General features: G+C 60.8%; 23 protein-coding genes and 1 pseudogene. 8 read left to right on the top strand and 16 right to left on the bottom strand.

Annotation, left to right across the window (positions count from 1 at the left end; translation table 11 throughout):
- Nucleotides 1-52: 52 nt before the first annotated feature.
- Nucleotides 53-979, top strand: coding sequence for a LysR family transcriptional regulator (locus C4J85_RS18115; protein ID WP_124367711.1), 927 nt, complete (start codon nucleotides 53-55; stop codon nucleotides 977-979).
- Here C4J85_RS18115 and C4J85_RS18110 read toward each other — a convergent pair.
- Nucleotides 969-1,088, bottom strand: a pseudogene (locus C4J85_RS18110) (IS5/IS1182 family transposase); the annotation flags it as partial. The gene C4J85_RS18115 and the pseudogene C4J85_RS18110 overlap by 11 nt on opposite strands.
- Before the next feature lie 172 nt (nucleotides 1,089-1,260).
- Here C4J85_RS18110 and C4J85_RS18105 point away from each other — a divergent pair.
- Nucleotides 1,261-1,452, top strand: a complete 192-nt coding sequence (locus tag C4J85_RS18105; RefSeq protein ID WP_256657791.1) for a hypothetical protein — start codon at nucleotides 1,261-1,263, stop codon at nucleotides 1,450-1,452.
- Between the two features lie 260 nt (nucleotides 1,453-1,712).
- Here the strand turns inward: C4J85_RS18105 and C4J85_RS18100 are convergent, their stop codons facing one another.
- Both C4J85_RS18100 and C4J85_RS18095 read right to left on the bottom strand, forming a co-directional pair.
- A complete protein-coding gene (locus tag C4J85_RS18100) occupies nucleotides 1,713-2,612 on the bottom strand; it encodes an alpha/beta fold hydrolase (protein WP_124410392.1) in 900 nt (299 codons plus the stop codon).
- A gap of 124 nt (nucleotides 2,613-2,736) precedes the next feature.
- Nucleotides 2,737-3,132, bottom strand: a complete 396-nt coding sequence (locus C4J85_RS18095) for a RidA family protein (RefSeq protein ID WP_124410391.1) — start codon at nucleotides 3,130-3,132, stop codon at nucleotides 2,737-2,739.
- 140 nt (nucleotides 3,133-3,272) lie between these two features.
- Between C4J85_RS18095 and C4J85_RS18090 the strand changes: the two genes are divergently transcribed.
- A complete protein-coding gene (locus tag C4J85_RS18090; protein WP_124367708.1) occupies nucleotides 3,273-4,187 on the top strand; it encodes a LysR family transcriptional regulator in 915 nt (304 codons plus the stop codon).
- Between the two features lie 11 nt (nucleotides 4,188-4,198).
- Here the strand turns inward: C4J85_RS18090 and C4J85_RS18085 are convergent, their stop codons facing one another.
- The 9 genes from C4J85_RS18085 to C4J85_RS18045 all read right to left on the bottom strand — a co-directional run bounded on the left by C4J85_RS18085 (nucleotide 4,199) and on the right by C4J85_RS18045 (nucleotide 14,280).
- A complete protein-coding gene (locus C4J85_RS18085; RefSeq protein ID WP_124410390.1) occupies nucleotides 4,199-5,380 on the bottom strand; it encodes a hypothetical protein in 1,182 nt (393 codons plus the stop codon).
- 116 nt (nucleotides 5,381-5,496) lie between these two features.
- Entirely contained in the window at nucleotides 5,497-6,783 is a 1,287-nt protein-coding gene (locus C4J85_RS18080; protein WP_124367706.1) for an aminotransferase class V-fold PLP-dependent enzyme, read from the bottom strand.
- 79 nt (nucleotides 6,784-6,862) lie between these two features.
- On the bottom strand, nucleotides 6,863-7,759 hold the full coding sequence (locus C4J85_RS18075; RefSeq protein WP_124367705.1) for an EamA family transporter: 897 nt from the start codon (nucleotides 7,757-7,759) through the stop codon (nucleotides 6,863-6,865).
- A 31-nt stretch (nucleotides 7,760-7,790) separates the two neighbouring features.
- Nucleotides 7,791-9,020: an acetyl-CoA carboxylase biotin carboxylase subunit family protein gene (locus C4J85_RS18070; protein ID WP_124410389.1), complete on the bottom strand. Its 1,230-nt coding sequence runs from the start codon at nucleotides 9,018-9,020 to the stop codon at nucleotides 7,791-7,793.
- A 31-nt stretch (nucleotides 9,021-9,051) separates the two neighbouring features.
- Nucleotides 9,052-10,383 (bottom strand): acetyl-CoA carboxylase biotin carboxylase subunit family protein, encoded by a 1,332-nt coding sequence (locus C4J85_RS18065; protein WP_124367703.1) that lies wholly within the window; start codon nucleotides 10,381-10,383, stop codon nucleotides 9,052-9,054.
- A 72-nt stretch (nucleotides 10,384-10,455) separates the two neighbouring features.
- Nucleotides 10,456-11,796: an acetyl-CoA carboxylase biotin carboxylase subunit family protein gene (locus tag C4J85_RS18060; protein WP_124367702.1), complete on the bottom strand. Its 1,341-nt coding sequence runs from the start codon at nucleotides 11,794-11,796 to the stop codon at nucleotides 10,456-10,458.
- A 15-nt stretch (nucleotides 11,797-11,811) separates the two neighbouring features.
- On the bottom strand, nucleotides 11,812-12,564 hold the full coding sequence (locus tag C4J85_RS18055; RefSeq protein WP_124367701.1) for a hypothetical protein: 753 nt from the start codon (nucleotides 12,562-12,564) through the stop codon (nucleotides 11,812-11,814).
- A 66-nt stretch (nucleotides 12,565-12,630) separates the two neighbouring features.
- Complete coding sequence (locus tag C4J85_RS18050) at nucleotides 12,631-12,927, bottom strand: 2Fe-2S iron-sulfur cluster-binding protein (RefSeq protein WP_092397249.1); 297 nt, start codon at nucleotides 12,925-12,927, stop codon at nucleotides 12,631-12,633.
- A 96-nt stretch (nucleotides 12,928-13,023) separates the two neighbouring features.
- Complete coding sequence (locus tag C4J85_RS18045) at nucleotides 13,024-14,280, bottom strand: MFS transporter (RefSeq protein ID WP_124410388.1); 1,257 nt, start codon at nucleotides 14,278-14,280, stop codon at nucleotides 13,024-13,026.
- A 150-nt stretch (nucleotides 14,281-14,430) separates the two neighbouring features.
- On the opposite strand from C4J85_RS18045, the gene C4J85_RS18040 reads away from it, so the two are divergent.
- The gene (locus tag C4J85_RS18040; protein ID WP_124367699.1) at nucleotides 14,431-14,886 is read left to right on the top strand and encodes a helix-turn-helix domain-containing protein; all 456 of its coding nucleotides are present in this window, start codon (nucleotides 14,431-14,433) and stop codon (nucleotides 14,884-14,886) included.
- A gap of 379 nt (nucleotides 14,887-15,265) precedes the next feature.
- Entirely contained in the window at nucleotides 15,266-15,838 is a 573-nt protein-coding gene (locus C4J85_RS18035) for a nucleotidyltransferase family protein (protein ID WP_124410387.1), read from the top strand.
- Here the strand turns inward: C4J85_RS18035 and chrA are convergent.
- The gene (gene chrA / locus C4J85_RS18030; protein ID WP_124410386.1) at nucleotides 15,827-17,026 is read right to left on the bottom strand and encodes a chromate efflux transporter; all 1,200 of its coding nucleotides are present in this window, start codon (nucleotides 17,024-17,026) and stop codon (nucleotides 15,827-15,829) included. The genes C4J85_RS18035 and chrA overlap by 12 nt on opposite strands.
- Nucleotides 17,027-17,237: 211 nt before the next feature.
- Between chrA and C4J85_RS18025 the strand changes: the two genes are divergently transcribed.
- From C4J85_RS18025 to C4J85_RS18015, 3 genes are all read left to right on the top strand, one after another.
- Complete coding sequence (locus tag C4J85_RS18025) at nucleotides 17,238-17,678, top strand: TspO/MBR family protein (RefSeq protein WP_124363626.1); 441 nt, start codon at nucleotides 17,238-17,240, stop codon at nucleotides 17,676-17,678.
- Entirely contained in the window at nucleotides 17,678-18,643 is a 966-nt protein-coding gene (locus C4J85_RS18020; RefSeq protein ID WP_124410385.1) for an alpha/beta hydrolase fold domain-containing protein, read from the top strand. The genes C4J85_RS18025 and C4J85_RS18020 overlap by 1 nt, the downstream gene beginning before the upstream one ends.
- 93 nt (nucleotides 18,644-18,736) lie before the next feature.
- Complete coding sequence (locus tag C4J85_RS18015) at nucleotides 18,737-22,576, top strand: ATP-binding protein (protein WP_256657925.1); 3,840 nt, start codon at nucleotides 18,737-18,739, stop codon at nucleotides 22,574-22,576.
- Here C4J85_RS18015 and C4J85_RS18010 read toward each other — a convergent pair.
- Genes C4J85_RS18010 through C4J85_RS18000 form a run of 3 tightly spaced genes read right to left on the bottom strand, consistent with a single transcriptional unit; the run spans nucleotide 22,568 to nucleotide 25,340 of the window.
- On the bottom strand, nucleotides 22,568-23,332 hold the full coding sequence (locus C4J85_RS18010; protein WP_124410383.1) for an ABC transporter ATP-binding protein: 765 nt from the start codon (nucleotides 23,330-23,332) through the stop codon (nucleotides 22,568-22,570). The genes C4J85_RS18015 and C4J85_RS18010 overlap by 9 nt on opposite strands.
- Entirely contained in the window at nucleotides 23,329-24,333 is a 1,005-nt protein-coding gene (locus C4J85_RS18005; RefSeq protein ID WP_124367693.1) for an iron ABC transporter permease, read from the bottom strand. The genes C4J85_RS18010 and C4J85_RS18005 overlap by 4 nt, the downstream gene beginning before the upstream one ends.
- Nucleotides 24,330-25,340, bottom strand: coding sequence for an ABC transporter substrate-binding protein (locus C4J85_RS18000; RefSeq protein WP_124410382.1), 1,011 nt, complete (start codon nucleotides 25,338-25,340; stop codon nucleotides 24,330-24,332). Before C4J85_RS18000 ends, C4J85_RS18005 begins: the two co-directional genes overlap by 4 nt.
- Nucleotides 25,341-25,386 lie beyond the last annotated feature (46 nt).

Here is a 25,386-nt window from a genome sequence, read left to right as displayed (position 1 = left end):
CTATTCATTTCTGATATGGTATGGCTTGTTCGATTCATCGCAGGGTTGGCTCATGAATTTCAGTTTTCGCCATGTGGAAGTATTTTGGGCGGTAATGACGACAGGCAGCGCGACGGCTGCCGCTGAACTTCTGCATACCTCGCAGCCTACCATCAGCCGAGAGCTCAGCCGGTTCGAAGCGCTGACTCAGTTGACGTTGTTCAAGCGCGCGGGTGCAAAGTTGATTCCGACTGAGCATGGGCTGATGTTGTTCGATGAAGTTCAACGCAGCTATGTGGGGTTAGCCCGTGTGAAAAATGCCGTCGAGGCCATCAGGCATTTTCGGCAAGGGCAAATTTCGTTGACGTGCATACCGGCTTTCTCGAATGCCTTGTTGCCGCAGGTCTGCCAGGATTTCTGCAGTAAATTTCCTGGCGTCAGCATCAATATCACGCCCCAGGAATCGCCCGCCCTCGAGGAGTCGCTGACTGCTCAGCGTTATCACCTGGGGTTGACTGAAACCCTGGAAACGCCCCCGGGCACCTACATCGAAACACTCTTGAACCTCGACGTGGTGTGCGTTTTACCGTCTGATCACGAATTAAATGCGAAAACGGTCCTCACGCCACAAGACTTCGAGGGGCAAAATTTTGTTTACCTTGCGGCGGATGATCCCTACAGAAGAAAAACGGACGCTATCTTCCACCAGTCAGGCATTGAAAGACGGCTGGTGGTAGAGACACATAACGCGAGCGCCGTGTGTGCGACTGTTAACCTGGGGGTGGGCGTTGCCATTGTGAATCCGATCACAGCCCTCGACTATGTCGGGCGAGGTTTGCAGATTCGTCGCTTTTCACATTCAATTTCTTACTGTGTAAGTGTCGTACGGCCGTTGCACCGACCCGAATCGTCTACCGTGGAACATTTTGTTGATTCCCTTCGGAATAATTGTCAGCAGATAAGTGCTCGGTTAGAGGGGTTAGACAAAATCAAGTTGTAAGCCGGCGAGCAAACATGTGAGCCTCGGCCAGCCACACCCACGCCTCAATCACATCGAGTAGCCGATTATGGTGCATGATCAACCGTCTGGCTCGCTCATTCCAGGCATGGGGCCCCCCGGTGTCAGGATAGTTGTCGCCTCTCCGATTTTTCCTGAAAAACATATCGGGTGCGGGAAGAGGCTGTTCGTGCCGTAATATTCACTTGAACGCAAAGCCGCATTACTCAAGATGATGCTTCCCCCCGACAACGAGGACAACTGACCGCCTTGCCGGAGCGGCTGTGAACTGGATCTACGGAGTTTCTCACCAAGTCTACGCAGAGCCGCCAACCCCCCCTGCATCGTCGATGTCCATGCCGCACCGCAGTGAGAAAAACATTGAGGAAAGAAAACTGCTGATTCCAGCGTCACAGGGCGTTTTCAACCAGTGGCTGGAAGACGCTTTGTTCCGTATCGGGCGCAAGCTTTCCTAAAGAATTGAGCTTGGCCAGCAGGCGGGAGGGGGATAAGCAACAATGAACCCTTCGACCCCTTCGTGTCTCAGCTTGGCAGTTCTTCTAGCTTGAAGATTCGGTTGTCAGCCTTGAGCGCTGCAAAGGCTTCGCAATATGCATAGGGCTCGCTAAATGAAGTGCTGGGCGCATGAATGTTGAAGACCTCAACCTGGGGAGGGTGGTCGCTTCGCCGTACCACTTACCGATCATCAGGGCAACTCTAGCAGTTCCGCCGCCGTTCACGGATTCAGGAACTTGCTGACAGCGTCGGCGAACAGTTCTGGCTGATCCAGCATGATGAAGTGAAAACTACCGTCGATACGCCTGAAGCTGATATTTGGGGTCGAGACGTAGGCGTTACGGAACATGGCATCAACGTGGGACGCCTCTATGCCGTAAAGCGGGTCATAGGCATAGACGACCTCGACAGGCACCTTGATGCGTCCAAGCTCAGGGCGCAGGTCAGTGACCATCAGTTCATACATGGCATTGGCCATAGTCTCTCGGTCCGAGTTTATCCCCGCTGCGACCAAGGCTGGCCTGACCGCTTCAGTTTTGGCGAGACGGGCGATGGAGGCATGCTGCAGGGCTTGCGCCTGTTCAGGGGTTGCGGTCAACATTGCGTCGCGCATCGCAGCCGCCTGCGGGGTCGCCGTTTCACGGGTCGCGAAGGGATCGAACAGCAATGTATAAAAGGGCATCGCATCGACAATCATCAGGCGTCCCACTTGATCGGGATGACGAGCACCCAGCATCAGTGCCACCTCACCACCCAACGAATGACCGATGATGATCGGCGCTTCGAGGCGCTGGCTGCGTATGTATTCAGCGATTGCCTCGACCGTCGGCGCGACTACTTTCCCTTCTGGGTCGGACACGGCAGGCGAGCCGGCAAAGCCAGCTACTTGTACAAGGTGGAGCCGATGGCTCTGTCGTAGTCTGGAGGCCAAATCAGCCCATACGTCGCGAGACGAGGCAAATCCTGGAATCAGGATGATATCTGTCCCCGAGCCTTGTACCCGCACCGAGATAACACCCTGGTTGACAGTTTCCAGCGGCAGGGGCGCAGGCTGGGCTGGCGATGCAGACAACAGCGCCAACGTGGCGCCGATCCCGGCAAGAATCATTTCTGCACGCATGGCGTTCTCCTTTTCGCGCAATGCGAGATGACTTTTACAGTTTCACGGGTGCCAATTACACCAGCGTCCCCCCAGAAAAAACAAGATGGCTGCGTTAGACGGCCGGAAAAGGACTGAGCCGAGTTCATTGGGACAGTTTGGCAATCACCTTGATCTCGAAATCAAAACCGGACAACCAGGTCACGCCAATAGCGGTCGCCGTCGGATAGGGCGCTTCGCCCCAGTACTCGGCCACCACTTCCCAGATAGTTTCGAATGTCGACTCGGGGTCGACCATGAAGATGGTCGTGTCGACCACATCCTCGAAACTACTGCCGGCCTCGGTCAGGATTGCGTTGAGGTTGGCGAAGGCCAGGCGAACCTGTGTCGCGAGGTCCGGCTCGGCCGAGCCATCCTTGCGGCTGCCGACTTGACCGGATACGAACAGAAAACCGTTGGAGCGAATCGCCGGTGAGTAGCGGTGGAGCTCGTACAGTGCATGGCGGTCAGGCGGGAAAACCACATCACGTTTGCTGGTCATTGCATCTCTCCTTCGGGGCCGACGTGGCCCGCTGTTTACGATGGAATCAGTGTAGAAAGACGGGCGACCTGAATAAACGCGCAACGCTGGTCATGACTGTTTGTAGAATCCAAACTATCCAGACCCCAGTGAGGCATGAAATGGACCGTTTCGATGCAATGCAGGCCTTTGCCCGAGTGGTGGAAACCGGCAGCTTCACCAAGGCGGCAGCCACCCTGCACATGAGCAAGACCACCGTGACGCAGCTCGTTCAGCAACTGGAAGCGAGGCTGCGTGTGCGCTTGCTCAACCGCACCACACGCAAGGTCAACGTCACCGCCGATGGCGCGGTCTACTACGAGCGCGTCATCCGGCTACTGGTCGATATGGACGACGCCGAGACCAGCCTGTCCAGCGCATCGATGACACCACGTGGGCGCCTGCGGGTGGATGTGCCCAGCCCGTTTGCGCGAATGCTGCTGATACCCGCGTTGCCGGGGTTCTTTGCACGCTATCCGGAAATCCAGCTGACCCTGGGCGTGAGCGATCGGATTGTCGACATCATTGGCGAAAACGTCGACTGCGTGGTGCGCGGCGGCGAAATCATCGATCAGTCGCTGATGGCAAGGCATGTGGGCGATCTGCACATCGGCATTTATGCCGCGCCCGCCTATCTGCAACGCTTCGGTACGCCAGCGCACCCCCGTGAGCTGGAGGAGGGCAGGCACAGTACCGTTGGCTTCCTCTGGTTTCGGACAGGCAAATCCTTGCCCTACGCGATGCAACGTGGTGAGGAACGCATCGAGATCCAGGGGCGCCCGCAACTGACGGTCGACGACGGCAATGCGTACCTGGCCGCCGGCCTGGCGGGTCTGGGCATGCTTTGGCTACCGCAGTACATGGCCAAACCGCACCTGGCCAGCGGCGAATTGCTGCCGCTGTTCGAGGACTGGCACATGGCGCCGATGCCGATGTACCTGGCATTCCCGCCGAATCGCCATGTCAGCACCAAGGTGCGGGTGTTTATCGACTGGGTGATAGAGTTGATGGCCGAGCATGCGCCGGTGGTTAGGTGAAAACAGGTGGGCTAGGCACCCACGGCTTCGACAGGCGTTTGCCCACGCGCAAAGCGCGTCGCCGAGGTCTGCAGCAACAGCACGACCGACAGGGTCACCAGCAGGAACGGCAGCAGCCAGGCGTTCTCGATGATCGCCAACTGCAGACTGAGGATCAGCAGCAGCATCGGCGTGGCCAGGGCATTTGCCTTGCTCACGTACAAACCGACGGCCGCTTCGCTGTAGCGGCAGGCAATCGCGACACGAATATGCACACGAGCACCGCCAAAGGCCATGCCCAGAATTAGCAGGCTCAGCGCTTTGAGAAACAGCGAGTCCGGCATCAGCCACCACATCGTGGTGGAAATCACCGCCAGTGCAGTCAGCGCCGACAGGTAAACCAGCAGGTTACGGCCGGTGTTGGCGATGATGACCAACACACCGATCAGCGCCATGCCCAAACCGAACACGGCATCCAGGATACCCAGTTCAAACAGCGTCCATCCGTGATTCGATACGTACACGGGCAGCATGAAATTGAACGCGCCTAGAATCGGCCAGATCAGTACCATCGGCACAAACAAGGTCATCGGCAGCCTGGCGGGAGCCGCTACTTCGAGCTTCTCGCGTACATCCATAGGCAGGCCATTGCGTGTGTAGCAAATACCCGCAACCAGCAAAAAACCGCTGCTCAGTACCAGGGAAAAACCGATGCCGGTCAGAATCGGCATCAAACCCGCTGCCAACAACGGGCCGATCATCAGGGCCGCCTGGCTGGTGGCCGTGGTGGCGCCACTGATCCGCCGTACTTTGGTTTCATCCATGCCTCGTTGCAGCTGGGTAAACCACATGTCCAGGCTGGCCTCGAGGGACATGATCATCAGCCATACGAACAGGTTGGTGATCAGCAAGCCGAGGGTAAAGTTTCGCGAGAGCCCGGAGATCAGCGCCAGGCCCGTCAGGCACAGTATGAACAGGCTGCTCATCTGGCGTCCGGTCATGTGGTGCGACAGGCGCTTGATCATCATCGGGGTAATGAACGCCGGTATGAACGAGCAGAAAATCGCCAGGGCCAACGGCAGGTAGTCGCCATCGTTCTGTTTCAGAATGGTCCAGGTCAACGAGACCAGCAGTGCGCCGGAAAACAGGCGGTAGACCGTCGAGCAGAACAGGAAAATGGTCAGCTCTTTTGCGGTGCTTGGGTGTTCACTCATGTCATCGATCCTTGCCCTTGAGTACGCGCGATTCATTGAATTTGAACGGCCGACGTCAGCCCCGCAGCCGCGTTGAGCGGTGCAGAAGGCTGGCGTGGATCCGGGCTGGCTGGGTGTCAGGCGAACGTGCGCATGACCTTGAGGGTTTTCTCGATATCTTCAGGGGTGTTGATGATCCCGGCAGAGAAACGCACCGTCGAATGGCGATACGGTGTGGCGCTGGCGATGATCTTCTGCGCTTTCAACTTCGCCACGACATCCTTGGGCGTCCAGCCTTTGACATCGCAGCATACGATGCCAGCGGAAAACTCGGCGGAGCGGGGCGTGTGCAGGTGCACATTGGGCAGCTTCGCCAGGCCTTCTTTGAGTTGACCGTTGAGTTCGGCGACGCGGTCGGCGATGCGCTTGCGCCCGATTTTCTTGACGAACTCGAACGCCTCGATCACGCCCCACTGGTTTTCAAACGCCAGGAATCCGCCAGGGCTGACCCAGGCGGCCTGCGTTTCACCTTGCGGATCGCGTTGCTGGCGCCAGGCATTGCCCGGCTCGGCGGCCATGATGGTAGGGATGGTGGGAGTGATCTGCGCCCATTGACCTTCACGTGCCCAGACCAGCCCCGTGCCGTGCGGGCCAAGAATCCACTTGTGCGTGCCGGCGCTGAAAAAGTCGCAGCCCAGGCTGGCCACCTGCGCTTCGGAACAACCGAAACCGTGCACACCGTCGATCACATAGATGATCTTATCGGCTTCAGCGCGATCACGATTGAGTCGGGTTACAAGGGCACCAATGTCCTTGAGCGGCAAGCGCACGCCAGTGCCCGAGTGCACCCAAGTCATGGCCAGAATGCGCGTCGAGGGTTTGATGGCCGCTTCTATGCGCGCGACGATCGCGTCGACACTGACATCCTCTGGCCCTTCGTACAGGTCGATGCGACGGATGCTCCCACCCCATTTGACCACCGCCAGGCGCATGGCCTCGTCGTGGGTATACCACTCGTGATGGGTGGTCAGGATTTCCTGATCGGGACGCAACTTCAGACCGTTATAAATCATTGCCAGGCCCTGCGTGGTGCTGGTGGTCAGCGCGATGTCCTCGGCCCGGCCACCGGTGTACTCCGCCGCTGCAGCGCAAACCTTGCGCCACACCATGTCTTCGGGTTTGGCGAACATGTTGTCTTCAAGGTAGGTGTAAGGGTTTTCGTCGAAGGCATGGCGGTGGCGCGCCATCGCATCGCGTACCGGCTTTGGGTTGGAAGCCAGAAAGAAATTGGAAATGTGCACAAATTCCGGCGCCAGCTTGAACTGCGCCCGCACCGACGCCCAATCGGCGGGGTCAAGTGGTGTTACGGTTTCATCCTTGGCGGGCGCTTGGCCCACCTGTGCCTTTACTACACCTGCAAACATGCTGCCTCCAATCAGGGTCGCTCCTACACTGGCGCCCATGAAATCACGTCTTCCCAGACTCATACGGTTCTCTTTCAATTCAAATTGAAGTACGCGCAGGACGCGCGAAAATAGCACTGAAAATACGCTGACCATAGAGGCCCACGGCCAGCCCGAGTACGATCAGCACCACCGCCAATACTTTGCTCACCGACACACTTTCGTTGAACACCACTACCGAGCCGAGCATGCCGAAGATCGGCACCAGCAGAGACAGTGGCGCCACGGTGGAGACCGGATAGGTCTTGAGCAGCGAGTTCCAAATCCAGTAAGCGAACAGCGTGTTGGGGTAGACCTGGAACAAGATCGACAACAGGGTAGTCGTGTTCACCTGACTGACAAACGCCGTGTAGCCGGCGCTGCCGTTCACCGCGTAATCGAGGGCGAACAGCGGAATCGGCGCAAACGCGCTGGACCACACCAGAAAGCCGAAGACATCCTTGGTCCTGGCCTTCTTGTTGATGATGTTCGCAACGCTCCAGGACGCCGCGCCCACCAGCACCAGCAACACGCCGGTCAGGCTCACCGAACCGTCACTGATCTTGATGATGCACAACAGCCCCGCGAGTGCGATCAACATGCCCAGCACCTGGAAGCGGGTCAGTGCTTCCTTGAACACCCAACTGCCGAGCAGGATGGTGAAGAACGCGCTGAACTGCAGCACCAGCGACGCGATGCCCGCCGACAGCCCAGCCTTGATACCCAGATTGACCACGCCCCACAGACCAATGCCGAACACCAGGCCATAGCCGATGATGTAGCGCCACGGCACGTCGGGTTTACGGATAAAGAATATCGCCGGTAACGCACAGAGACTGAAGCGGATACCCGCCAGGATGAACGGATCGACAGTGGCCAGTCCCAGTTTGATCACCGAGAAATTCACGCCCCAGATTGCCGTTATCAATACAGCCAACACTACGTGCAGTGGTTTCATGGATTATTTGCCTTGAGGAAGAGGGTCGGTGTCACGCTACAGAGGTCAGGTTGTGCGCCAGGCGCACACGTGAAAACAACGATTGCATCCATGCCCGGGTCTGCTCGGGTTCAGCGCTTTTGACGATGCCGGCCAATGGCGCTTCGAACGCCGAATAGGTCACGTGCTCGGGCAACAGTGCGCCCACTGAAAGTTCGTTCCATTGCACCACCTGCGCACTCGCGCGCAGCTCTTCGGCGCCGTCCAGGCCCTGGTAGATCCGCTCCGGATGGGTGTGCCCCGGGAACACAAACCAGCCGAAACCCAGGTCGTCCTGCTGGCGACTGAAGGCCGAAAGGTCCAGTTCGCCGTCTACGTGAATGCGTAACTCCAGCGACGGCAAGTGGATGCCCGTGGCAAGCTCATAGGTCGCGACCACATCCGCGCCACCGACCCGGTTGCCGACTTCGAGAAACACCGGCTCGTCGTCCGCCATGATCGCTTCGAGATGAAACGCGCCATTGTGAATCTGCACCGCTTGCAGCGCCGCGCTGACCCACTCATGCATCGACGCCGTGGTTTCGATGTGCCACGAACCGAGCGGTTGGCCGCGCTCCATGTAATCCAGGCAGGTGCCCACGTATTCGCTGGACAGCAGGGTGATGACCCGACCGTTCAATACCAGGCCGTCGAAATGGCGGATCGCGCCGCTGATGTACTCTTCGACCTGAAACTCATCAACGCGCAGCGCAAGACTACTGATCTTGTGCCTGATCTCATCGAAGGCGTGAGCCGGTTTCTGATGAATGCTGACGTCCATGCTCGACGCGCCGCTGTGCGGTTTCAGCACGGTTGCGCCAGTCCACGGCACATGGCCTTGCAGCAACAGATAGCGCTCCAGCGACATGAAGCGCGGTACACGCAGATGCCGGGCCTGAACCGCGGCTTTCATCTCCAGCTTGTTGCGCGCCAGGGTCACCGACTGCAACGACGCACCTTCGATATTCAGCACTTCGCGCAGACGCGCTGCGTCGAGTAATTCGTACTCGGACATCGAAATGACGCGATCAAAGGTTTGTGGGCTTTCGGCCAGCCACGCCAGCGTTTCATCGAAGGCGCTGTTTAGACCGGCTCGCACCACGCTTTGGCAGCGTAGGTCGGCGGGGAGCGTATCGATTGCCGATTGTTTGCCAATGTACGTGACATCGTGCAAGTCATGGTCAATCCCGCGGTGGTACTCGATACGCGGATACGGGACACGGTGAAGAATGAGGATTTTCATGCCGGGGATCTCAAAGCGTATTAGAGAGAAGTCAGGACGCGACCTTGAACAATTGCGCAGCGTCCAGGTGACGGTTCAGTACCGTAAGCCACTGTTCACGCAGCACCGTCACCAGATCGCAGATGTCGATGCGCGCGTCATGCAACGCGACGCATGCATGGGCCACGAAGTCGCTGTTGTCTCTGGGGGTTGCATGGATCAGCCGTGACTGGCCGATGATCCAGGCGCATTCGAGCAGCGCGATATCGTCCTTGGCCACGTCGAGGGTCTGCGCGGCCAACGTCAGCGTGTCATCAACCAGGATGCGGATGTCGCCCAATTCGACGACGTCGAGCGTCATGTCCTCGGGTACACCGAACATCACCGTGGAGGCGCTGCAGGTTGCCGGTGGCAGCTCCTGCGGCACCGACGCGCAAAACACCGAATCGACCCATGCCGCATACAGATCGACGCCGTGTACGGCGTGCGCCAGCGTCCAGATTTTCATGCCGCCGGGACGACGGTTAGGCTCGATCACGGCCGTTTGGTAACCGGTATCGCTAAGTTTGATCTCGTTGTGAAACGGACCGATTCGCTGGCCGACCAGACGATTCACCTGCTCGCCGGTTTGACGAATCGCCTGACGCTCTGGCTCGCTGAGGCGGGCGGGCAGGATCTGCGCTACTTCCACGGGATAACGTCCGGTGGCGCTGACTTTTTCCGTGATAAACCACAGATCGCCCAAGCCGTCATAAGAGTATTCGCGGGTGAAGGTGATGAACGCTTCTGCCAACACACCGCCCTCCAGGTAGGGCGCCACTTCGTCGAAGGCCTGCTCGCAGTCGCCCCCTGGTGCGATCACCACCACCCCGCGATTGTTGCCCTCGCACGCCGGTTTGATGACGAAGCCGCGTTCCTGGCGCAGGGCGAAATTGCGCACATCGTTGATGCATCCGATCTGTTGGAAGTCCGGCAGCGTGACCCCCAGCGGCTCAAGCAACGGACGGTCGCGTTGCTCGGCGATGCGGTAGGCCAGTTTGTCAAAGGCGCCCAGCGCCAGCTCGGCGTCGTCCACCGGCAGGCCGAGTTGTTCGAGCAGGGCCGCACCGCTGGCGACTGCGTTGTCGGAAAACACCATTGCGGCACTGATTCTGCCCGCGTCCTCGCCCAGCTGACGCAGCGCCTGGCGGACGAAATCCGGGTCCAGCGGGTCGGCATCGATGACCCGGTCACTGATCTGCAGGTCATGATTCTGAGGATTGTCCCGAACCAGCCAGGTTTCGGCGCCCCATTGCTGGCGCGCATAGTTGCGCATGTGCAGAACATCGCCGATTCGACTCAGGTTGTAGTCCACTATTAACAATACAGGCGCACGCAGCGGCATGTTCGTCATCCTCAAATGCATGGAATTGTTCATGGACAGCAGTGCTGTTCCAGGCGCTTGCTCAGCGGGATTTCAAGGGGTTTCAACGTTGTACTGGATGTCCAGCGCCGTGGCGGAAAGACGCGCCAGACGCTCAAGTTCCGTTGCCTGACGGTCTCGGTCGAACGTCCACAGCAACTGGCCCAAAAACACTTCACGGGCATGCGCGGGAATCACATCGCCTGCTTTGAGCAGGATGTGTTTCACCACTGGCGCCAGGGGCAGGTCATTGAGGGTGACCGAACTCAGCGTTCCCGGTTTGGCGAAATAAACCCGGAAAAAAGTCGCTGTGGTCTGTGCGCTGCTGCCGTCCGCCTGCCAGCCAAATTGGGTCAGGCGTTGCACGAGCGCTTCGCGGGGCAGGGCGTCGTCCTGACTGGCCAGAAGCAGATCCAGCCACAGTGAGAGCATGCTGTGGCCGCCGGTGACTGCCTCGACGCTGTGGGAAATCAAGCTGCCGCCAACGCGCGGATTGATCTCGATCAGGTCCCAGCGTTGACCGGTGAAACGCGCTTCAACGTGGTAGCAACCCCACTTGAGATCCATGCAGCCCAACACGTTCTTCAGCCACTGCAAGCCCGCCGCAATCTGCGCCTGGTCAACGCTTGCCGGCGGCGTGGTGCAGCTGTCTTCCAGCACCGTGTCAGCGGTCTCGGTCACTTCGTATTTTTCATGGACGGCCACGACATGCGCCTGACCATTGACCAACAGCATCTCGAAACTGAATTCCTGGCCGGCAATGTAATCCTCGGCCATGAACTGCAAACCGTCGTTGAAGGCCGAGGCATACACCGTGTCCTCGACCGAAGCCTTGCGCAGTTCCTCAAGCGCTTCCCAGGTGGTGTCCTTGCGCATCGGAAACGCCGCATACGAAGCGATTCCGTGGATCGGTTTGATGAAGTAGCGCTGGTTCCGCGCTTGCAGGGTCTCCAGCACCGGTGCAGTCAATGCATAGGCATTGGCTTGCGATAATCCTGCCTCGGCCAGTTGGTTGCGCACCTCAAGCTTGTTGCGCAATGCCAGTGCCTGTCGGGCATCGATGTCATACGTTCCGAGCGCGGCGTTGGCTGCGGCCATCAGGTGTCGATAACCTTCCCACACACTGATGCAGCAGGTGACGTGCTCGCCGGACTTGCGCAGCGCATGGAGTGCGCTGTCCACATCTTCCAGTCTCAACTGGTGGGCGTCTGCGGTGTAGAGCCGGTCCGCCCAGCCCTGGATCTGTTCCAGGCGGGCCGGCACGTGTTCCGGAAGCGGCAATGAACTCAGTACGAAACACCGGAGCTGGCGGCGATGCAGCTCCTCCTTCAAGTCCTCCAGGAAAGAAAAGCCGCAGTGGCTCAGGATCAGAACGCCGGGTCGATTTGAATTCATTGCCTGCTCCATGGCTTAAGCTGCCTTGTGTTGCGGCTTGGCCAGGGTGTCGAGGTACAGCTCGCTGAAGTACATGGCGAGAATTTTCTGATGCTCGGCCAGGTAGCGTTTCAGGGCTTCGATGTCCTGCTCACCTTTGATCAGGAAGCGCAGTGCGGCCCAGACTTCACCCGGGTGGTCGTCGTTGATATCGGTGTGAGAGTGGGAAACCTGACCGATGATGTTTTTCTCGCCAACCGACGCCTTGAGGGCCTCGAGCTTGCGGGGTTCGAGCTTCACGTTCACGTACTCGACCAAGTAGGAATAGGCAACGACGCCCAGTGGGCCTTCGTGGTCCAGCAGGTAGGAGAAGAAGCCCGCCAGCAACTTGGTGGACAGGTACGGTTCGGTGGCCAGGAACTCTTCGCGACTTACGCCGACACGTTCCAGATCCTGAATGAACAGGTCGTCATGGAGCATTTCTTCCTGTTCATAGTGGGCCCAGATCTGTGCAGCTTCCGGACTGACCTTGGCCACATCGACCAGAGCTTTTGCTTCAGCCACGCGCAGCAGACGGATGCGCCATGCGGTTTCGACCAAGTGACGTTTGTAATACGCGCTGTTGACGTCTTTACCTTCCAGGTGAGCGGCTTGAGGCACGGTTGCGTACCATTGCTCGACTTGTGTATCGATAATCCGGTCAATTTCCCCACGCAGATTCAATGACGCGGCAGCATTGAGAAAAGGAGTGCGATCACCATAGCCAACATTCTTTACACGGTTAAGCATAATCAAGCCTCTGTATTGGGTTTGTTTTTAACGCGTTAATTAATGAACCGACTTCAACTGCAACTATCAGCCAATGACTTCAATGGCTAATTCACCTCTTATCAAGCATTGGCACGCCAGACGGTATTCTTCGCCGGTGTAGCCCAATACTTCGATAAACGCTTCTTCATCGCCGTCCCGAGGGTTTAACGCCTCAAGACCCGATTTGACTTTGATCAGGCAGGCGCCGCAGGCCCCGACGCGGCAGCCCAGCGGGATCACATTCTTGCCGCCGGCTTCCCACTCGATATCGGTAATAGGCGAGTTGACCGGTAATTGAAACTCAAGTTGATGCGACGCAATAGTGAGTGTGTGCAACGCCATACTGACCTCGGTTGATATTAAAGTGTGTGTGGCAGGCCCACCGTTTCACGCCATCCGTTAACTGGCGAACGCGAAAAGTTTGTTGATGTAGGAACGTTATTTGGAAGTCAGTTCCAGGTAGATCCAGTACAGCAGGGCAACTGCGCTGATAGCGGCACCCAATAGACAAACGGCGACCCAGCCAAAGTGTGCATATGTATAAGTAGCGGCTATTGCACCCAGACCACTGCCCACCGAGTAGAAACACATGTAGGCGCCCACCAGTCGGCTTTGTGCATCGGGACGTGCGGCAAAGATCAGGCTCTGATTGGTGACATGGACGGCTTGCACGGCGAAATCCAGTAACACCACGCCCACCACCATGGCGAACAATGAGTGTTCAACGAACGCGGTAGGCAGCCAGGACACGGTCAACAGCGCCAATGCGACGCCCGTGGTGCGATTGCCGAGCCCTTGGTCGGCGAGCCGTCCGGCCCGGGCCGCTGCCAGCGCACCGGCCACGCCGGCAAGTCCGAACAAACCAATCTGGGTGTGTGACAGCGACAATGGTGGCGCGCTGAGCGGCAGTACCATCGACGTCCACAACACGCTGAATGCGGCGAAGATCAGCAGGGCGAAGGTGCCCCGGACACGCAATGTACGTTCGGTCAGGTACAACTGGAACACCGATCGCAGCAATTGCCAGTAGCCGCCTTTCGCCGGTGGCGCGGTGGAGGCGGGCATGGTGCGCATCAGCACCAGTGCCATGCCGATCATCAGGGCGGCCGAGACAAAATAAACGCCGCGCCAGCCGGCCAGGTCAGCCACTGCACCGGAGACGAAGCGGGCCAGCAGAATGCCCAGCACCACGCCACTGGTCACAGTGCCGACCGCTTCGCCACGCTGCTCGGGACTCGCCAGCGAAGCGGCGTAGGCGACCACTACTTGCACCACGACCGCCATCAGGCCCACCAGCACCATCGCGCCGAGCAACATGCCCCGATCCTGCGACAGACCCACTGCGCACAGGGCCAGAGCCGACAGCAGCATTTGTGTAAGGATAAGTTTCTTGCGATTGAGCAAATCACCCAGCGGAACGATGAACAACAATCCGACGGCATAACCGGCTTGTGTCGCGGTGACTACGACACCAATCGTGCCCGGCGAAACCGACAGGCTGGCGGCCATCGATTCCAGCAAAGGCTGGGCGAAGTAGACGTTTGCGACAGCCATGGCGCAGGTGATTGCAAAAAGAAAAGTCTGAGAGCGACTGAGCCTGGAGGTGTCCCGGGTTTGGGGGGCTTGCATGTGCCCACCGCTGGTTTTTTCGGCTTCGATGTCCATCTTTACCGGGGCATGAGACTTGAAAGGCATCACTCCATCCTTGGAATATGTGGTTTTGAAAGGAAACTGGTTCGTTGATTTTTATCTGATGAGGTTGTTAAATGCAACCAAATTTGTAAAACATTTTCGTCTGAGGTTAGAACCTTTCTCACTTCCTACTGACTCGCCTCCAGGAGACCCATGGCCAGACAGCAATTACTGGCGCAGAGCGAATGCCCGGTCGCCCGCACGCTCGAAGCAATCGGAGATCGCTGGGTATTAATGATCATCCGCGACGCGTTTGACGACGTTCGGCGCTTCAGTGAATTTCAGAAACGTCTTGGGCTCGCCAAGAACATCCTCACGGTCAAGCTTAAAATGCTCGTCGAGTTGGGCGTATTCACCATCCAGCCGGCATCCGACGGCAGTGCCTACAAAGAATATGTACTGACTGAGATGGGGCGCGCCGTGTTTCCCATCGTCATCAGCATGCGCCAGTGGGGGGAGCGCTACTTGTTCAAAAAAGGGGAGAGCTACTCGGTGCTGCTCGACAATGAATTGTCGGAGCCGGTAGAAACCATCGCCGTACGTTCCAGGGCGGGCAAGGTGTTGACCCCGGCCGATTGTCATCGGCGGGTCGTCAAGCACTGGGGTTGAGGCGAGTCGGAACGACTGGTCGACAAGGCATCGCGATGCTCTGCATCTATGGCGACCGCGACGGCAGCCCTCAGGCCGAGGGTGCAAACGCCTTGATGCTCAGCTCGTGCAGACGCAGGCCCGCGCACGGTCTATGGGGGGTAGGCGCTGCAGTCAACGGATATTTTGTGGTGGTCTGATCCCACTTCACAGGGTCTGCAACGACTCGGCGAATAATCGGGTTTTTGCGTTGCGTCTGATCAGCCAGCGCGTTTGGTCAGCGGCTTAGGGGGCTCCGGTGTTTGTGAGTGTACGGCGCCCATCATACGGGGAGTCATCGCTGGTGCGGCTGATCTGCGGTAGAGTCGAGGCGCTTGGAGCTGATCACCCAGGAATTCCCATGACCTTGACCGTCGACACCTTGCTCAAACTCGCCATGGCCAACCCCGTCAACGCTGAAATCACCGCGCGTTTGCCGTCGCTCGGGGTGGAGCAGTGCATGCTCACGGCGGGCTGTCTGTTCCAGGCGGTGTGGAATCATCAGGCGAATCGGCCGGTTGATGCGGGGGTGAAGGACTATGACGTTTTCTACTTCGACCCGGACGTGTCCTACGAGGCTGAGGATGCGGTGATCCGCAGGGCCGAGTCGTTGTTCCGGGACCTGGGGGTTAATGTGGAGGTGAAGAACCAGGCGCGGGTTCATCTCTGGTATGGGCAGCGCTTTGGCCGGCCGTACCCTCAGTTGCACTCGGCCAGGCAAGGGGTGGACCGTTACCTGGTGGCGGGAACGTGCATTGCCTTGGACATTGCCACGGGCGAGGTGCATGCGCCGTATGGCTTGGCGGATGTGGAACAGGGCGTGCTGCGCATTAATCCGGTGCATGCCGAGCCCGAGCTGTTTTTGCGCAAGGCCAGGAGTTATCAGGAACGCTGGCCTTGGCTCAGGATTGTGCCGCCGGGGTCAGCCGAATAAAGCGCCGAGCAGACTGCACCCGATCACTACCAGCCACGGCGGCAATTTCATCAGCATCAGTGCCGCCAAGGCGAGCACTGCCAGGGCCAGGTCGTAAACGCTGAAAATCGCGCTGGTCCATACGGGCCGGTACAACGCCGCCAGTAACAAACCCACCACCGCTGCGTTCACACCGGCCAGCGCGGCCTGGGTGCGCGGGCTGTGGCGCAGGCTGGCCCAGAAGGGCAGCGCGCCGAAGATCAGCAAAAATGACGGCGCGAAGATCGCCAGCAGGCCGATCAGGCCGCCCAGCCAGCCGGTAGGGGCGTGGGTCATCGAGGCGCCCAGAAAGGCCGCGAAGGTGAACAACGGGCCGGGCACGGCTTGGGCGGCGCCGTAGCCGGCGAGGAAAACGTCGTTGCTCACCCATTGGCTGGGAACTACCTGGGCTTGCAGCAACGGCAGTACCACGTGGCCGCCGCCAAACACCAGTGAGCCGGTGCGGTAGAAGGCATCCACCAGGGCCAGCGTGGGATCGCTCGCCCAGTCGGCAAGCAGCGGCAGGCCCACCAGCAACAGCAGGAACAGCGCCAGCCACAGCGTTGCGGCACAGCGGCTGATGGCAATGGGCAATGCGTCGGGCTCGGCACGGGGCGCGGGCTTGAACAGCAGCAGGCCGACCACCCCAGCCACGATGATCACTGCCACCGGGCTCCAGGCAGACGGTTGCAGCAGTACCCAACCGGCGGCGCCCAGCATCAATATTATCCGCGCCCAGCCCCGGCACAGGGTGCGCGCCATGCCCCACACGGCTTGGGCCACCACCGCCACGGCGACGACCTTGAGGCCATGCAGTGCGCCGGCGGGCAGGGCGCTGCCATAGTGAGAAAGGCTCAGGGCAAACAGAATCAGCGCGATGGCCGACGGCAAGGTGAACCCGGCCCAGGCCGCCGCGGCACCCGCGTAACCTGCGCGTGACAGGCCCAACGCGATGCCGACCTGACTGCTGGCCGGGCCGGGCAGGAACTGGCACAGGGCGACCAGTTCGGCATAGCTGTGTTCACTGAGCCAGCGTCTGCGGGTGACGAATTCCTCGCGGAAATAGCCCAGATGCGCAATCGGCCCGCCGAAGGAGGTCAGGCCCAGGCGCAGGAAGATCAGGAACACTGACCCAAGGCTGCTGCGGTGATCGGCAAGGGGTGCGGGCAAGGTGAGGCTCTCGGGTGGCGTGTGAAGAACCCGGCAAATCGACGTGGGCTGGTGGGGCACTTTACCGATTTTTCATGACGCGCAGAAGAGACGGCCTGCCTGTCATTTTTGCCGTGCACATTGAATTTATCGGCGCGGATTTGAGTCATTTAAAGCTGAGTCACTTAAAGCATAGCCTTGCCTTCCACTCCTTTAACCTCAAGGACCGACCATGACCTTCTTCATCTTCCTGCTCGCTTGCGCTGCCGCCGCCAGTACCGGTGTGATTTTCAAACCCGGCGCCTGGTACGAGTCCCTGGTCAAGCCCAGCTTCACTCCGCCCAACTGGTTGTTCCCGGTGGCGTGGACGATTATCTACCTGCTGCTGGCCTGGGCCGGTTACCGCTTGAGCCTGATCCCGGGCAGCGAGATGGTGTTGGCGCTGTGGGCCGCGCAGATTGCGTTGAATACGCTGTGGACGCCAGTGTTCTTCGGCGCGCATCGCTTGCTCGCCGGGATGGTGATCATTGTGCTGCTGTGGCTGACCGTGGCGGCGATGGTGGTGCTGGCAGTGCGTCTGGACCTGATTACCGGCCTGATCCTGTTTCCGTACCTGGCCTGGCTGTGCGTAGCGGCGGCGTTGAACTTCTCGATCCTGCGGAATAACCGTTGATGGCTTACCAACACTGGCCCGCCAGCGAGACCGAACTGGCCCAGATGCGCCGCTTCAATCGCACGCTTGCGTGGTTGCCGCGCTTCAAGATCCGCAACCGCGTCACGCCGCGTGTGATCCAGGCACTGCTGCGCACCCGGCAAAGGTTCCAGAAACCGCCTGTGGTGGAAATCCGGCTCATCGGCGCCGTGCCCGTGCGTATCCTGCGGCCCGCCGGTGCGCCCAAAGGCGTGGTGCTGGATATCCACGGCGGCGGCTGGGTGATCGGCAATGCGCAGATGAATGACGACCTCAACCTCGGCATGGTGCGCGCGTGCGACGTGGCGGTGGTGTCGGTGGACTATCGGCTGGCGGTTAACACGCCGGTGGAAGGGTTGCTGGAGGACTGCCTGGCCGCTGCGCGCTGGCTGTTGGCGGACTGCGCGGAGTTTGCCGGCCTGCCGGTGTTTTTTGTCGGCGAATCGGCCGGCGGGCATCTGGCGGCGGCGACGTTGCTGGCGTTGAAGCAATGGCCGCTGCTGCTGCAACGTGTCCATGGCGCGGTGTTGTACTACGGGGTGTATGACTTGACCGGCACGCCGAGTGTGCGCAACGCCGGGCCGCAAACGCTGTTGCTCGATGGGCCGGGAATGGTCACGGCGCTGCGCTTGCTCACGCCGGGGATCAGCGACGACGAGCGTCGACAGCCGCCCTTGTCACCCTTGTACGGCGACTTCGCCGGCATGCCGCCAGCGTTGATGTTCGTGGGCGAACTGGACCCGCTCAAGGACGACACGCTGCTGATCGCCGAGCGCTGGAGCCAGGTGGAGGCGCATCTGTTGCCGGAGTCGGCCCATGGGTTCATTCATTTTCCCGTGGCGATGGCGGACAGGGTGTTGGTGTACAGCCGTGGCTGGATAACGGCGCGTCTGCACACCCCGCAACTCTCGACGCCATGCGACGCCGTCGACCCTGGTACTGAATGAGTTCAATGGGAGGTTTTTATTCGGCGGTGGTCACAGTGACAGATACATGCCTTTGCAATCGCCTAAATCTGTTGGTGGTCCAAACCCGTGATTATGCATTCCTTCTTGTCGGGCGGTGGCGAACTGGCCTCCCTGATCCAGTCAAAAGATTGGTCGGCAACCCCGCTGGGGCCGATCGAATCCTGGCCCCAGAGCCTGCGCACCACCGTCAGCCTGTGCCTGGCGTCCAATTTCCCGATCAATATCATCTGGGGCCCCGAGAACACCCAGATCTATAACGACGGCTACAAGGTGCTGTGCGGCGAGTCGCATCCACGCGCTTTGGGCGAGGGTTACCACGTGACCTGGGCCAGTGCGTGGCCGGCCATTGGCGGGCCCTTCACCGAGGCGCTGGAGGGGCAAACCAGTTTTCTGGAAAACCAGCGCATGTTCCTCACGCGCAATGGTTACCTGGAAGAGACTTTCTTCACCTTTTCCATTTCGCCCATTCGTGATGAAACCGGCGGCATCGGCGGGCTGTTTCACCCGGTGACGGAAACCACGGTGACCATCCTCGCCGAGCGGCGCACCCGTGCGTTGCGCGATCTGACCGGGCAGTTGGCGGTTGCCGATGACTTGCCCAAACTGATCGCGTTGACGGTGCAGACGCTGGCGGGGTTCAACTTCGATATTCCGTTCCTGCTGTTTTATGAGTGGGACGCCCAAGGCAAGGGTTTCCGCCTGGCACAACACAGCGGTATCGCCGCCAACACCGCCGCATCACCGGCCTGGATCGACGCGGCCGACACCACGCCCTGGCCGTTGGGCGCCGCGTGCGAGCAAAAGCGCACGCTGCAGGTGGACAACATCGAGGCGCTGTTTGCCGGCGTGGCCTGCGGGCCCTACCCGGAGCCGTCCCAGACCGCCTTTGTGTTGCCGCTGGTGGTACCGGACGACGCACAGACCCCGTTGATTCTGGTGGCCGGCGCGTCACCCCGCTTGCCGATGAACGACATTTACCGAGGGCTCTACGAACTGCTGGGAGCAGCGCTCTCGGCGGCACTGGCCACCGTGCGTGCGCGCGAGTATGAGCGCCAGCGTGCCGACGCCCTGGCGGCTATCGACCAGGCCAAGACCACCTTTTTCACCAACATCAGCCATGAATTTCGCACGCCCCTGACCTTGATGCTCGGGCCGCTGGAAGAGTCGCTGGCCCTGGGCGATACGCTGCCCGAGGATGAGCGTGAGCGGGTCAGGCTGGCTTACCGTAACGGCCAGCGCTTGCTCAAACTGGTCAACTCGCTGCTGGAGTTTTCCCGCATCGAGGCCGGCCGCGCCCAGGCGACCTATGCGCCGGTGGACTTGCCGGCACTCACCGCTGACCTGGCCTCCAACTTCCGATCGGCCTGCGAGCGCGCCGGCCTGGCGTTGCTCATCGACACCACGCCCTTGCCCGAGGCGGCCTACGTCGACCGCGACATGTGGGAAAAGGTGGTGCTGAACCTGATCTCCAACGCCTTCAAATTCACCCTGGCCGGGCACATCCGCGTCAGCGTTGCGCCCACCGCCGATGGCAGCGCTGCGCAGGTGTGCGTGAGTGACACCGGCACCGGCATCGCGGCCCATGAACTGCCGCGTTTGTTCGAGCGCTTCCACCAGATCGAAAACCCTGCGGGGCGCTCGTTTGAAGGCTCGGGTATCGGCCTTGCGCTGGTGGATGAACTGGTCAGGCTGCAAGGCGGCACGCTGGACGTGACCAGTGAGGTGGGGGTCGGCACGACGTTCAGCATCAGGCTGCCCCTGGGCAATCGGCATGTCCCCAAGCCGCTGCACACCGAGGCGTTGCAGTACGGTTCTACCACCAATGTGAGTGCCTACGTGGAGGAGGCGCTTGGCTGGTTGCCGGATGCATCAGCGCTGGTTGACGTGGCCCAGACAAACCCTGAGCCTGAGGCCGAGTCTTTCCAGGGCCACGTGTTGCTGGCGGACGATAACGCCGATATGCGCGCTTACGTCGCGCGCCTGCTGTACGCCGCCGGCCTGGACGTAGAGACCGTGACCGATGGGCAGGCCGCGCTGCAGGCGGCCCGCGAAAACCCGCCGCAACTGATCTTGACCGACGTGATGATGCCGGTGCTCGATGGCTTTGGCCTGTTGCGCGCCGTGCGTGAAGACCCGCGCTTGCAGGCGACGCCGGTGATTCTGCTGTCGGCCCGTGCGGGTGAAGAAGCCCGCGCCGAGGGCCTGGCCGCCGGTGCCGATGATTACCTGATCAAACCGTTTTCGGCGCGTGAGCTGGTCTCCCGCGTCACCTCCCATCTGGAGCGCGCCCGCAACCGCCGCGTGGCGACATTACGCGAAAGCGAAGCGCGGCTGCGCCTGGCGATCGACGCCGGGCAGATCGGTGAGTGGGAACTGGATATCGTCACCGACAGCACGGTGCGCGCCGAGCGGCATGACCAGATTTTCGGTTACCACGAGCGGGTGCCGCACTGGGGCATGCAGACCTTCCTGGAACATGTGCTGCCCGCAGACCGCGACGCGGTCGAGGCGACGTTCACGCGCGCGGTGGCCCAGGGCAGCAGCTGGGATTTCCAGTGCCGCATCCGCCGCGTAGATGACCAGCAGGTGCGCTGGATCATGGTGCGCAGCATGCCGCAACTCGATGCCCACGGGCGCACCCTGAAAATGTTCGGTTTGGTGCAGGACATCACCGACCAGAAACGGGTCGAGCTGGGCATGCAGGCGCTCAATGAAACCCTCGAACAACGCATCACCGAGGCCATGGAAGAGCGCAGCAAGGCCGAAGAGCAACTGCGCCAGGCGCAAAAACTCGAAGCCCTGGGCCAACTCACCGGCGGCGTGGCCCATGACTTCAATAACCTGTTGACGGTGATTCGCTCTTCGCTCGACCTGCTGGAGCGTCCGGAACTGCCCGAAGCGCGGCGCAGCCGTTACCTGGCGGCGATTTCCGACACGGTCAACCGAGCGGCGCGTCTCACCGGGCAGTTACTCGCGTTCGCCCGTCGCCAGGCCTTGAAGCCGCAGGCGTTCGACGTCAGCCACAGCGTGACCTCGCTGGTGGAAATGATCGAATCGCTGTGTGGTGCCCATATCCGCGTCATCACTGAGCTTGCGCCCTACGATTGTTTCGTCTATGCCGACTCCAGCCAGTTCGATTCGGCGCTGGTCAACGTGGTGGTCAATGCCCGTGATGCGATGAAGGGCGTGGGTACCCTGACCGTCGCGGTAGCTTCGGTCGACACTCTCCCGGCCCTGCGCGGCCAGCCTGCGGTGCCGGGGGCGTTTGTGGCGATAACGGTGAGCGACACCGGCGGCGGCATACGCCCTGAGCATCTGGAGCGCATATTCGAGCCGTTTTTCACCACCAAGAACGTCGGGCAGGGCACCGGGCTTGGCCTTAGCCAAGTGTTCGGCTTTGCCAAACAGTCGGGCGGCGAAGTGCGGGTCAGCACCGAATTCGGTCGAGGTTCCACGTTTACGTTGTACCTGCCCAAAGTCATTGCGCGGCCGCGGGAACCCGAGGTGGAGCTTGAGGCGGCGCCGATGACCGAGGGCCGTGGCACCCACGTGCTGGTAGTGGAAGACAACGTCGAAGTGGGCACCTTTGCCACCCAGGCCCTGGAGGAACTGGGCTTTCAGGCGACCTGGGCGATGAATGCCGAGCAGGCCCTCAAATTGTTGTCCGATGAGGCCGACGCGTTCGACGTGGTGTTTTCCGATGTGATGATGCCCGGCATGAACGGGCTTGAGCTGGCCAAGGAAATCCAACGGCTGTGGCCCGCCTTGCCCATCGTGCTCACCAGTGGCTACAGCCATGTGCTGGCGCAACAAGGCACCCACGGTTTCGACCTGCTGCACAAGCCGTATTCCATTCATCAACTGTTGCTGATCCTGCGCAGGGCCTGTTCGACACCAGCGGGCTCAGGCTGAGCGCAAGCGTAGAATCTGCGCGCCGTCGAACGGGTCGGTCAGGTAATGCGCCTGCACACCGAAGGTGGCCCGCAGCCGTTGGGGAGTCAGTACCTCCAGCGGTTTACCCAGCGCCACCAGCCGGCCCCGATCGAGCACGGCCAAGCGATCACAGGTCAGCGCCTGGTTGAGGTCGTGCAGTGCAATCAAGGTCGTGACCGGAAGCGCCTGCACGCCTTTGAGAATCGTCAGTTGGTGCTGGATGTCCAAGTGGTTGGTCGGCTCGTCCAGCAGCAGAATCTGCGGGCGCTGCGCCAGTGCGCGGGCGATATGCACGCGTTGGCGTTCGCCGCCGGAGAGGCTGCGCCAGGCGCGATGGCTCAGGTGTATGGCGTCCACGTCGTGCAAGGCCTGGCGCACGATGGCGGCATCCTCGCCCGACCACGGGCTCAGCGCCGACAGCCACGGCGTGCGGCCCAGGGCGACCGCATCGAACACGCGGATGGCGTCGTCGGTATCGGCCTGTTGTTCCACCACGGCCACGTGCTGCGCGATGGCGCGGCGCGACAAATCGCCTAAACGCTTGTCGCCCAGGCGCACCTCACCGCTGGCCGGCGTACGCAACCCCGCGAGCAACTTGAGCAAGGTCGATTTGCCCGACCCGTTCGGCCCGACGATACCCAGGGTTTCACCCGCCGCAACCTCAAGGTGGACGTCGCACAGCAACTCGGCCTCGCGCACCTTGAAGCCGAGCCCACTGCAGCTCAACACACTCATCGCGCATTCCTCCGACCGATCAGGATCAGCGCAAACACCGGCGCGCCGACCAGTGCGGTGACCACCCCCACCGGAATCACCTGGCCTTTGATCAGGGTGCGCGACAGCACATCGGCGGCGATCAGGAACAACGCGCCGCCCAGGGCGCTGGCGGGCAGCAGACGGGAGTGCCCGGTGCCGAGTATCAAGCGCGCTGCATGGGGGATCACCAGCCCGACAAAACCGATGGAGCCGACAATTGACACCATCACCGCCGTCACCACCGCCGCGCAGCCCACCAGCACGAATTGCACGCGCCGCACCGGAATGCCGAGGGCGGCCGCCGAATCCGTGCCGAAGGTAAACGCATCCAGTGCGCGACGGTGCCACAGGCACACCACCAACCCCACGACCGCCACCGGCACCGCCAGCCACACCGACGGCCAACGCACGCCGCTGAGGTTGCCGAGCAGCCAGAACATGATGCCCCGCGCCTGTTCGGAGCTGGCGGATTTGGTGATCAGGAACGCGGTGAGCGCATTGAATAGCTGGGAGCCTGCGATACCGGCGAGGATGATCTGCCCGGTGCCGCTGGACGAGCCACTGGCCCGCGCCAGCAGAATCACCAGGGCGAACGCGGCCATGGCGCCGACGAATGCGCCCGCCGACAGCGAAATCAAACCGCCGCCCACCCCGATCAACGCGATCAGCACCGCACCGGTCGAAGCGCCGGCGCTGATGCCCAACAGGTACGGATCGGCCAACGGGTTGCGCAGCAACGATTGCAGGATCACCCCGCACGTCGCCAGGCCCGCACCGCAGGCGCCGGCCACCAGGGCACGGGTCAGGCGGTAGTTCCACACCACGCCTTCATCGATGGGGTCGAGTGCGTAGCCGGCCGCCCAGAGTTTGTTGGCGAGCACCTGGAGCACTACCTGCGGCGAGATGGCGGTTTCGCCGATGGCCACGCCGGCGAGCAGGGCGATCAGCAGCAGCGTGAGGGCGAGCAGGGTCCGTATCATTGCGCCAGGTCGTAGCCGTCGATGGCCGCAGCCAGTTGGTCGAGGCCGTCGAATGTGCGCATGCTGGCCTGCAGCGCCAGGGCGTCGAGGATGATGATGCGGTTGTGTTTCACCGCGTCCATGTTACGGGTCACGGGGTCGCTGCGCAGGAAGGCCAGCTTCTTTTCATGGTCGTCGGCGGGATAGCGGCGTCGGTCCATGCGTGCGATCACCAGGAAGGTGGGGTTGGCCTTGGCGAGGGTTTCCCAGCCGACGGCGGGCCATTCTTCATCGGACTGCACCACGTTGCGCAGGCCGAGGGTGTGCAGCATGAATTCGGGTACACCTTTATGGCCGGCCACGTAGGGGTCGCTGGCCATTTCGGCGCTGGAGAACCACACCAGCGCGCTGGCTTGCTTCAAGCCTTTGCGCTGCACAGTGGCAATGGACGTGGCCAGGCGCGCCTTGAGTTCATCGGTCAGTTGCTGGCCGCGCGGCTGTACGTCGAAGATCTCGGCCAATTGGCTGAGGCTCTTGTAGATCGTCTCGATGCGAAACGGCTGCAGTCGCGTGCCATCGGCGCCCACCCGGTTGTCTTTGTCTTCGCAGTCGGAGGGCAGCAAGTAGGTCGGGATGTTCAGTTCCTGAAACTGCTCGCGGGTGCCCACCACGCCTTGGGGCCCGACCACCCATTCCAGCTCGGCGGCCACCAGTTGCGGGCGCTTGGCGACCACTGCTTCGAAGCTCGGTTCGTTATTGGCCAGGCGCTCGATGCGCGCGTCCTGCGCCTGGTACTGCGCCAATACGGTGTTGAACCACAGCGAGGTGCCGACCACTTTATCGGCCACGCCCAACGCATACAGCATCTCGGTGGCGGCCTGGCCGATGGTCACGCTGCGCGCTGGCGCCTGCTGGAACGTGACGGGGCTGCCGCAGTTTTCCAGGGTCAGCGGGTAGTGGGTAGGCGCGGCGTGGGCCAGGGCACAGCAACCCAGGCCGATGATCAGGGCCGTAACGCGTGGCAGCATGGGGCAATCTCCGTTTGAACCGTTGGTGAAGCAGGGCAGGTACGGT

It is taken from the genome of Pseudomonas sp. R4-34-07 (genome assembly GCF_003852375.1).
GTDB lineage: Bacteria > Pseudomonadota > Gammaproteobacteria > Pseudomonadales > Pseudomonadaceae > Aquipseudomonas.
This window is presented reverse-complemented; position numbering and strand designations above follow the sequence as displayed.

Bases quoted from the DNA above. Each gene is read 5' to 3' on its own strand.
- C4J85_RS18025 (WP_124363626.1), top strand. From the start codon at position 17,238: ATGACCTTCTTCATCTTCCTGCTCGCTTGCGCTGCCGCCGCCAGTACC.
- C4J85_RS18065 (WP_124367703.1), bottom strand. From the start codon at position 10,383: ATGCCGCTGCGTGCGCCTGTATTGTTAATAGTGGACTACAACCTGAGT.
- C4J85_RS18010 (WP_124410383.1), bottom strand. From the start codon at position 23,332: ATGAGTGTGTTGAGCTGCAGTGGGCTCGGCTTCAAGGTGCGCGAGGCC.
- C4J85_RS18100 (WP_124410392.1), bottom strand. From the start codon at position 2,612: ATGCGTGCAGAAATGATTCTTGCCGGGATCGGCGCCACGTTGGCGCTG.
- C4J85_RS18090 (WP_124367708.1), top strand. From the start codon at position 3,273: ATGGACCGTTTCGATGCAATGCAGGCCTTTGCCCGAGTGGTGGAAACC.
- C4J85_RS18055 (WP_124367701.1), bottom strand. From the start codon at position 12,564: ATGCTTAACCGTGTAAAGAATGTTGGCTATGGTGATCGCACTCCTTTT.
- C4J85_RS18060 (WP_124367702.1), bottom strand. From the start codon at position 11,796: ATGAATTCAAATCGACCCGGCGTTCTGATCCTGAGCCACTGCGGCTTT.
- C4J85_RS18050 (WP_092397249.1), bottom strand. From the start codon at position 12,927: ATGGCGTTGCACACACTCACTATTGCGTCGCATCAACTTGAGTTTCAA.
- C4J85_RS18080 (WP_124367706.1), bottom strand. From the start codon at position 6,783: ATGTTTGCAGGTGTAGTAAAGGCACAGGTGGGCCAAGCGCCCGCCAAG.
- C4J85_RS18005 (WP_124367693.1), bottom strand. From the start codon at position 24,333: ATGATACGGACCCTGCTCGCCCTCACGCTGCTGCTGATCGCCCTGCTC.
- C4J85_RS18115 (WP_124367711.1), top strand. From the start codon at position 53: ATGAATTTCAGTTTTCGCCATGTGGAAGTATTTTGGGCGGTAATGACG.
- C4J85_RS18035 (WP_124410387.1), top strand. From the start codon at position 15,266: ATGACCTTGACCGTCGACACCTTGCTCAAACTCGCCATGGCCAACCCC.
- C4J85_RS18070 (WP_124410389.1), bottom strand. From the start codon at position 9,020: ATGAAAATCCTCATTCTTCACCGTGTCCCGTATCCGCGTATCGAGTAC.
- C4J85_RS18085 (WP_124410390.1), bottom strand. From the start codon at position 5,380: ATGAGTGAACACCCAAGCACCGCAAAAGAGCTGACCATTTTCCTGTTC.
- C4J85_RS18075 (WP_124367705.1), bottom strand. From the start codon at position 7,759: ATGAAACCACTGCACGTAGTGTTGGCTGTATTGATAACGGCAATCTGG.
- C4J85_RS18020 (WP_124410385.1), top strand. From the start codon at position 17,678: ATGGCTTACCAACACTGGCCCGCCAGCGAGACCGAACTGGCCCAGATG.
- C4J85_RS18015 (WP_256657925.1), top strand. From the start codon at position 18,737: ATGCATTCCTTCTTGTCGGGCGGTGGCGAACTGGCCTCCCTGATCCAG.
- C4J85_RS18000 (WP_124410382.1), bottom strand. From the start codon at position 25,340: ATGCTGCCACGCGTTACGGCCCTGATCATCGGCCTGGGTTGCTGTGCC.
- C4J85_RS18040 (WP_124367699.1), top strand. From the start codon at position 14,431: ATGGCCAGACAGCAATTACTGGCGCAGAGCGAATGCCCGGTCGCCCGC.
- C4J85_RS18095 (WP_124410391.1), bottom strand. From the start codon at position 3,132: ATGACCAGCAAACGTGATGTGGTTTTCCCGCCTGACCGCCATGCACTG.
- C4J85_RS18045 (WP_124410388.1), bottom strand. From the start codon at position 14,280: ATGCCTTTCAAGTCTCATGCCCCGGTAAAGATGGACATCGAAGCCGAA.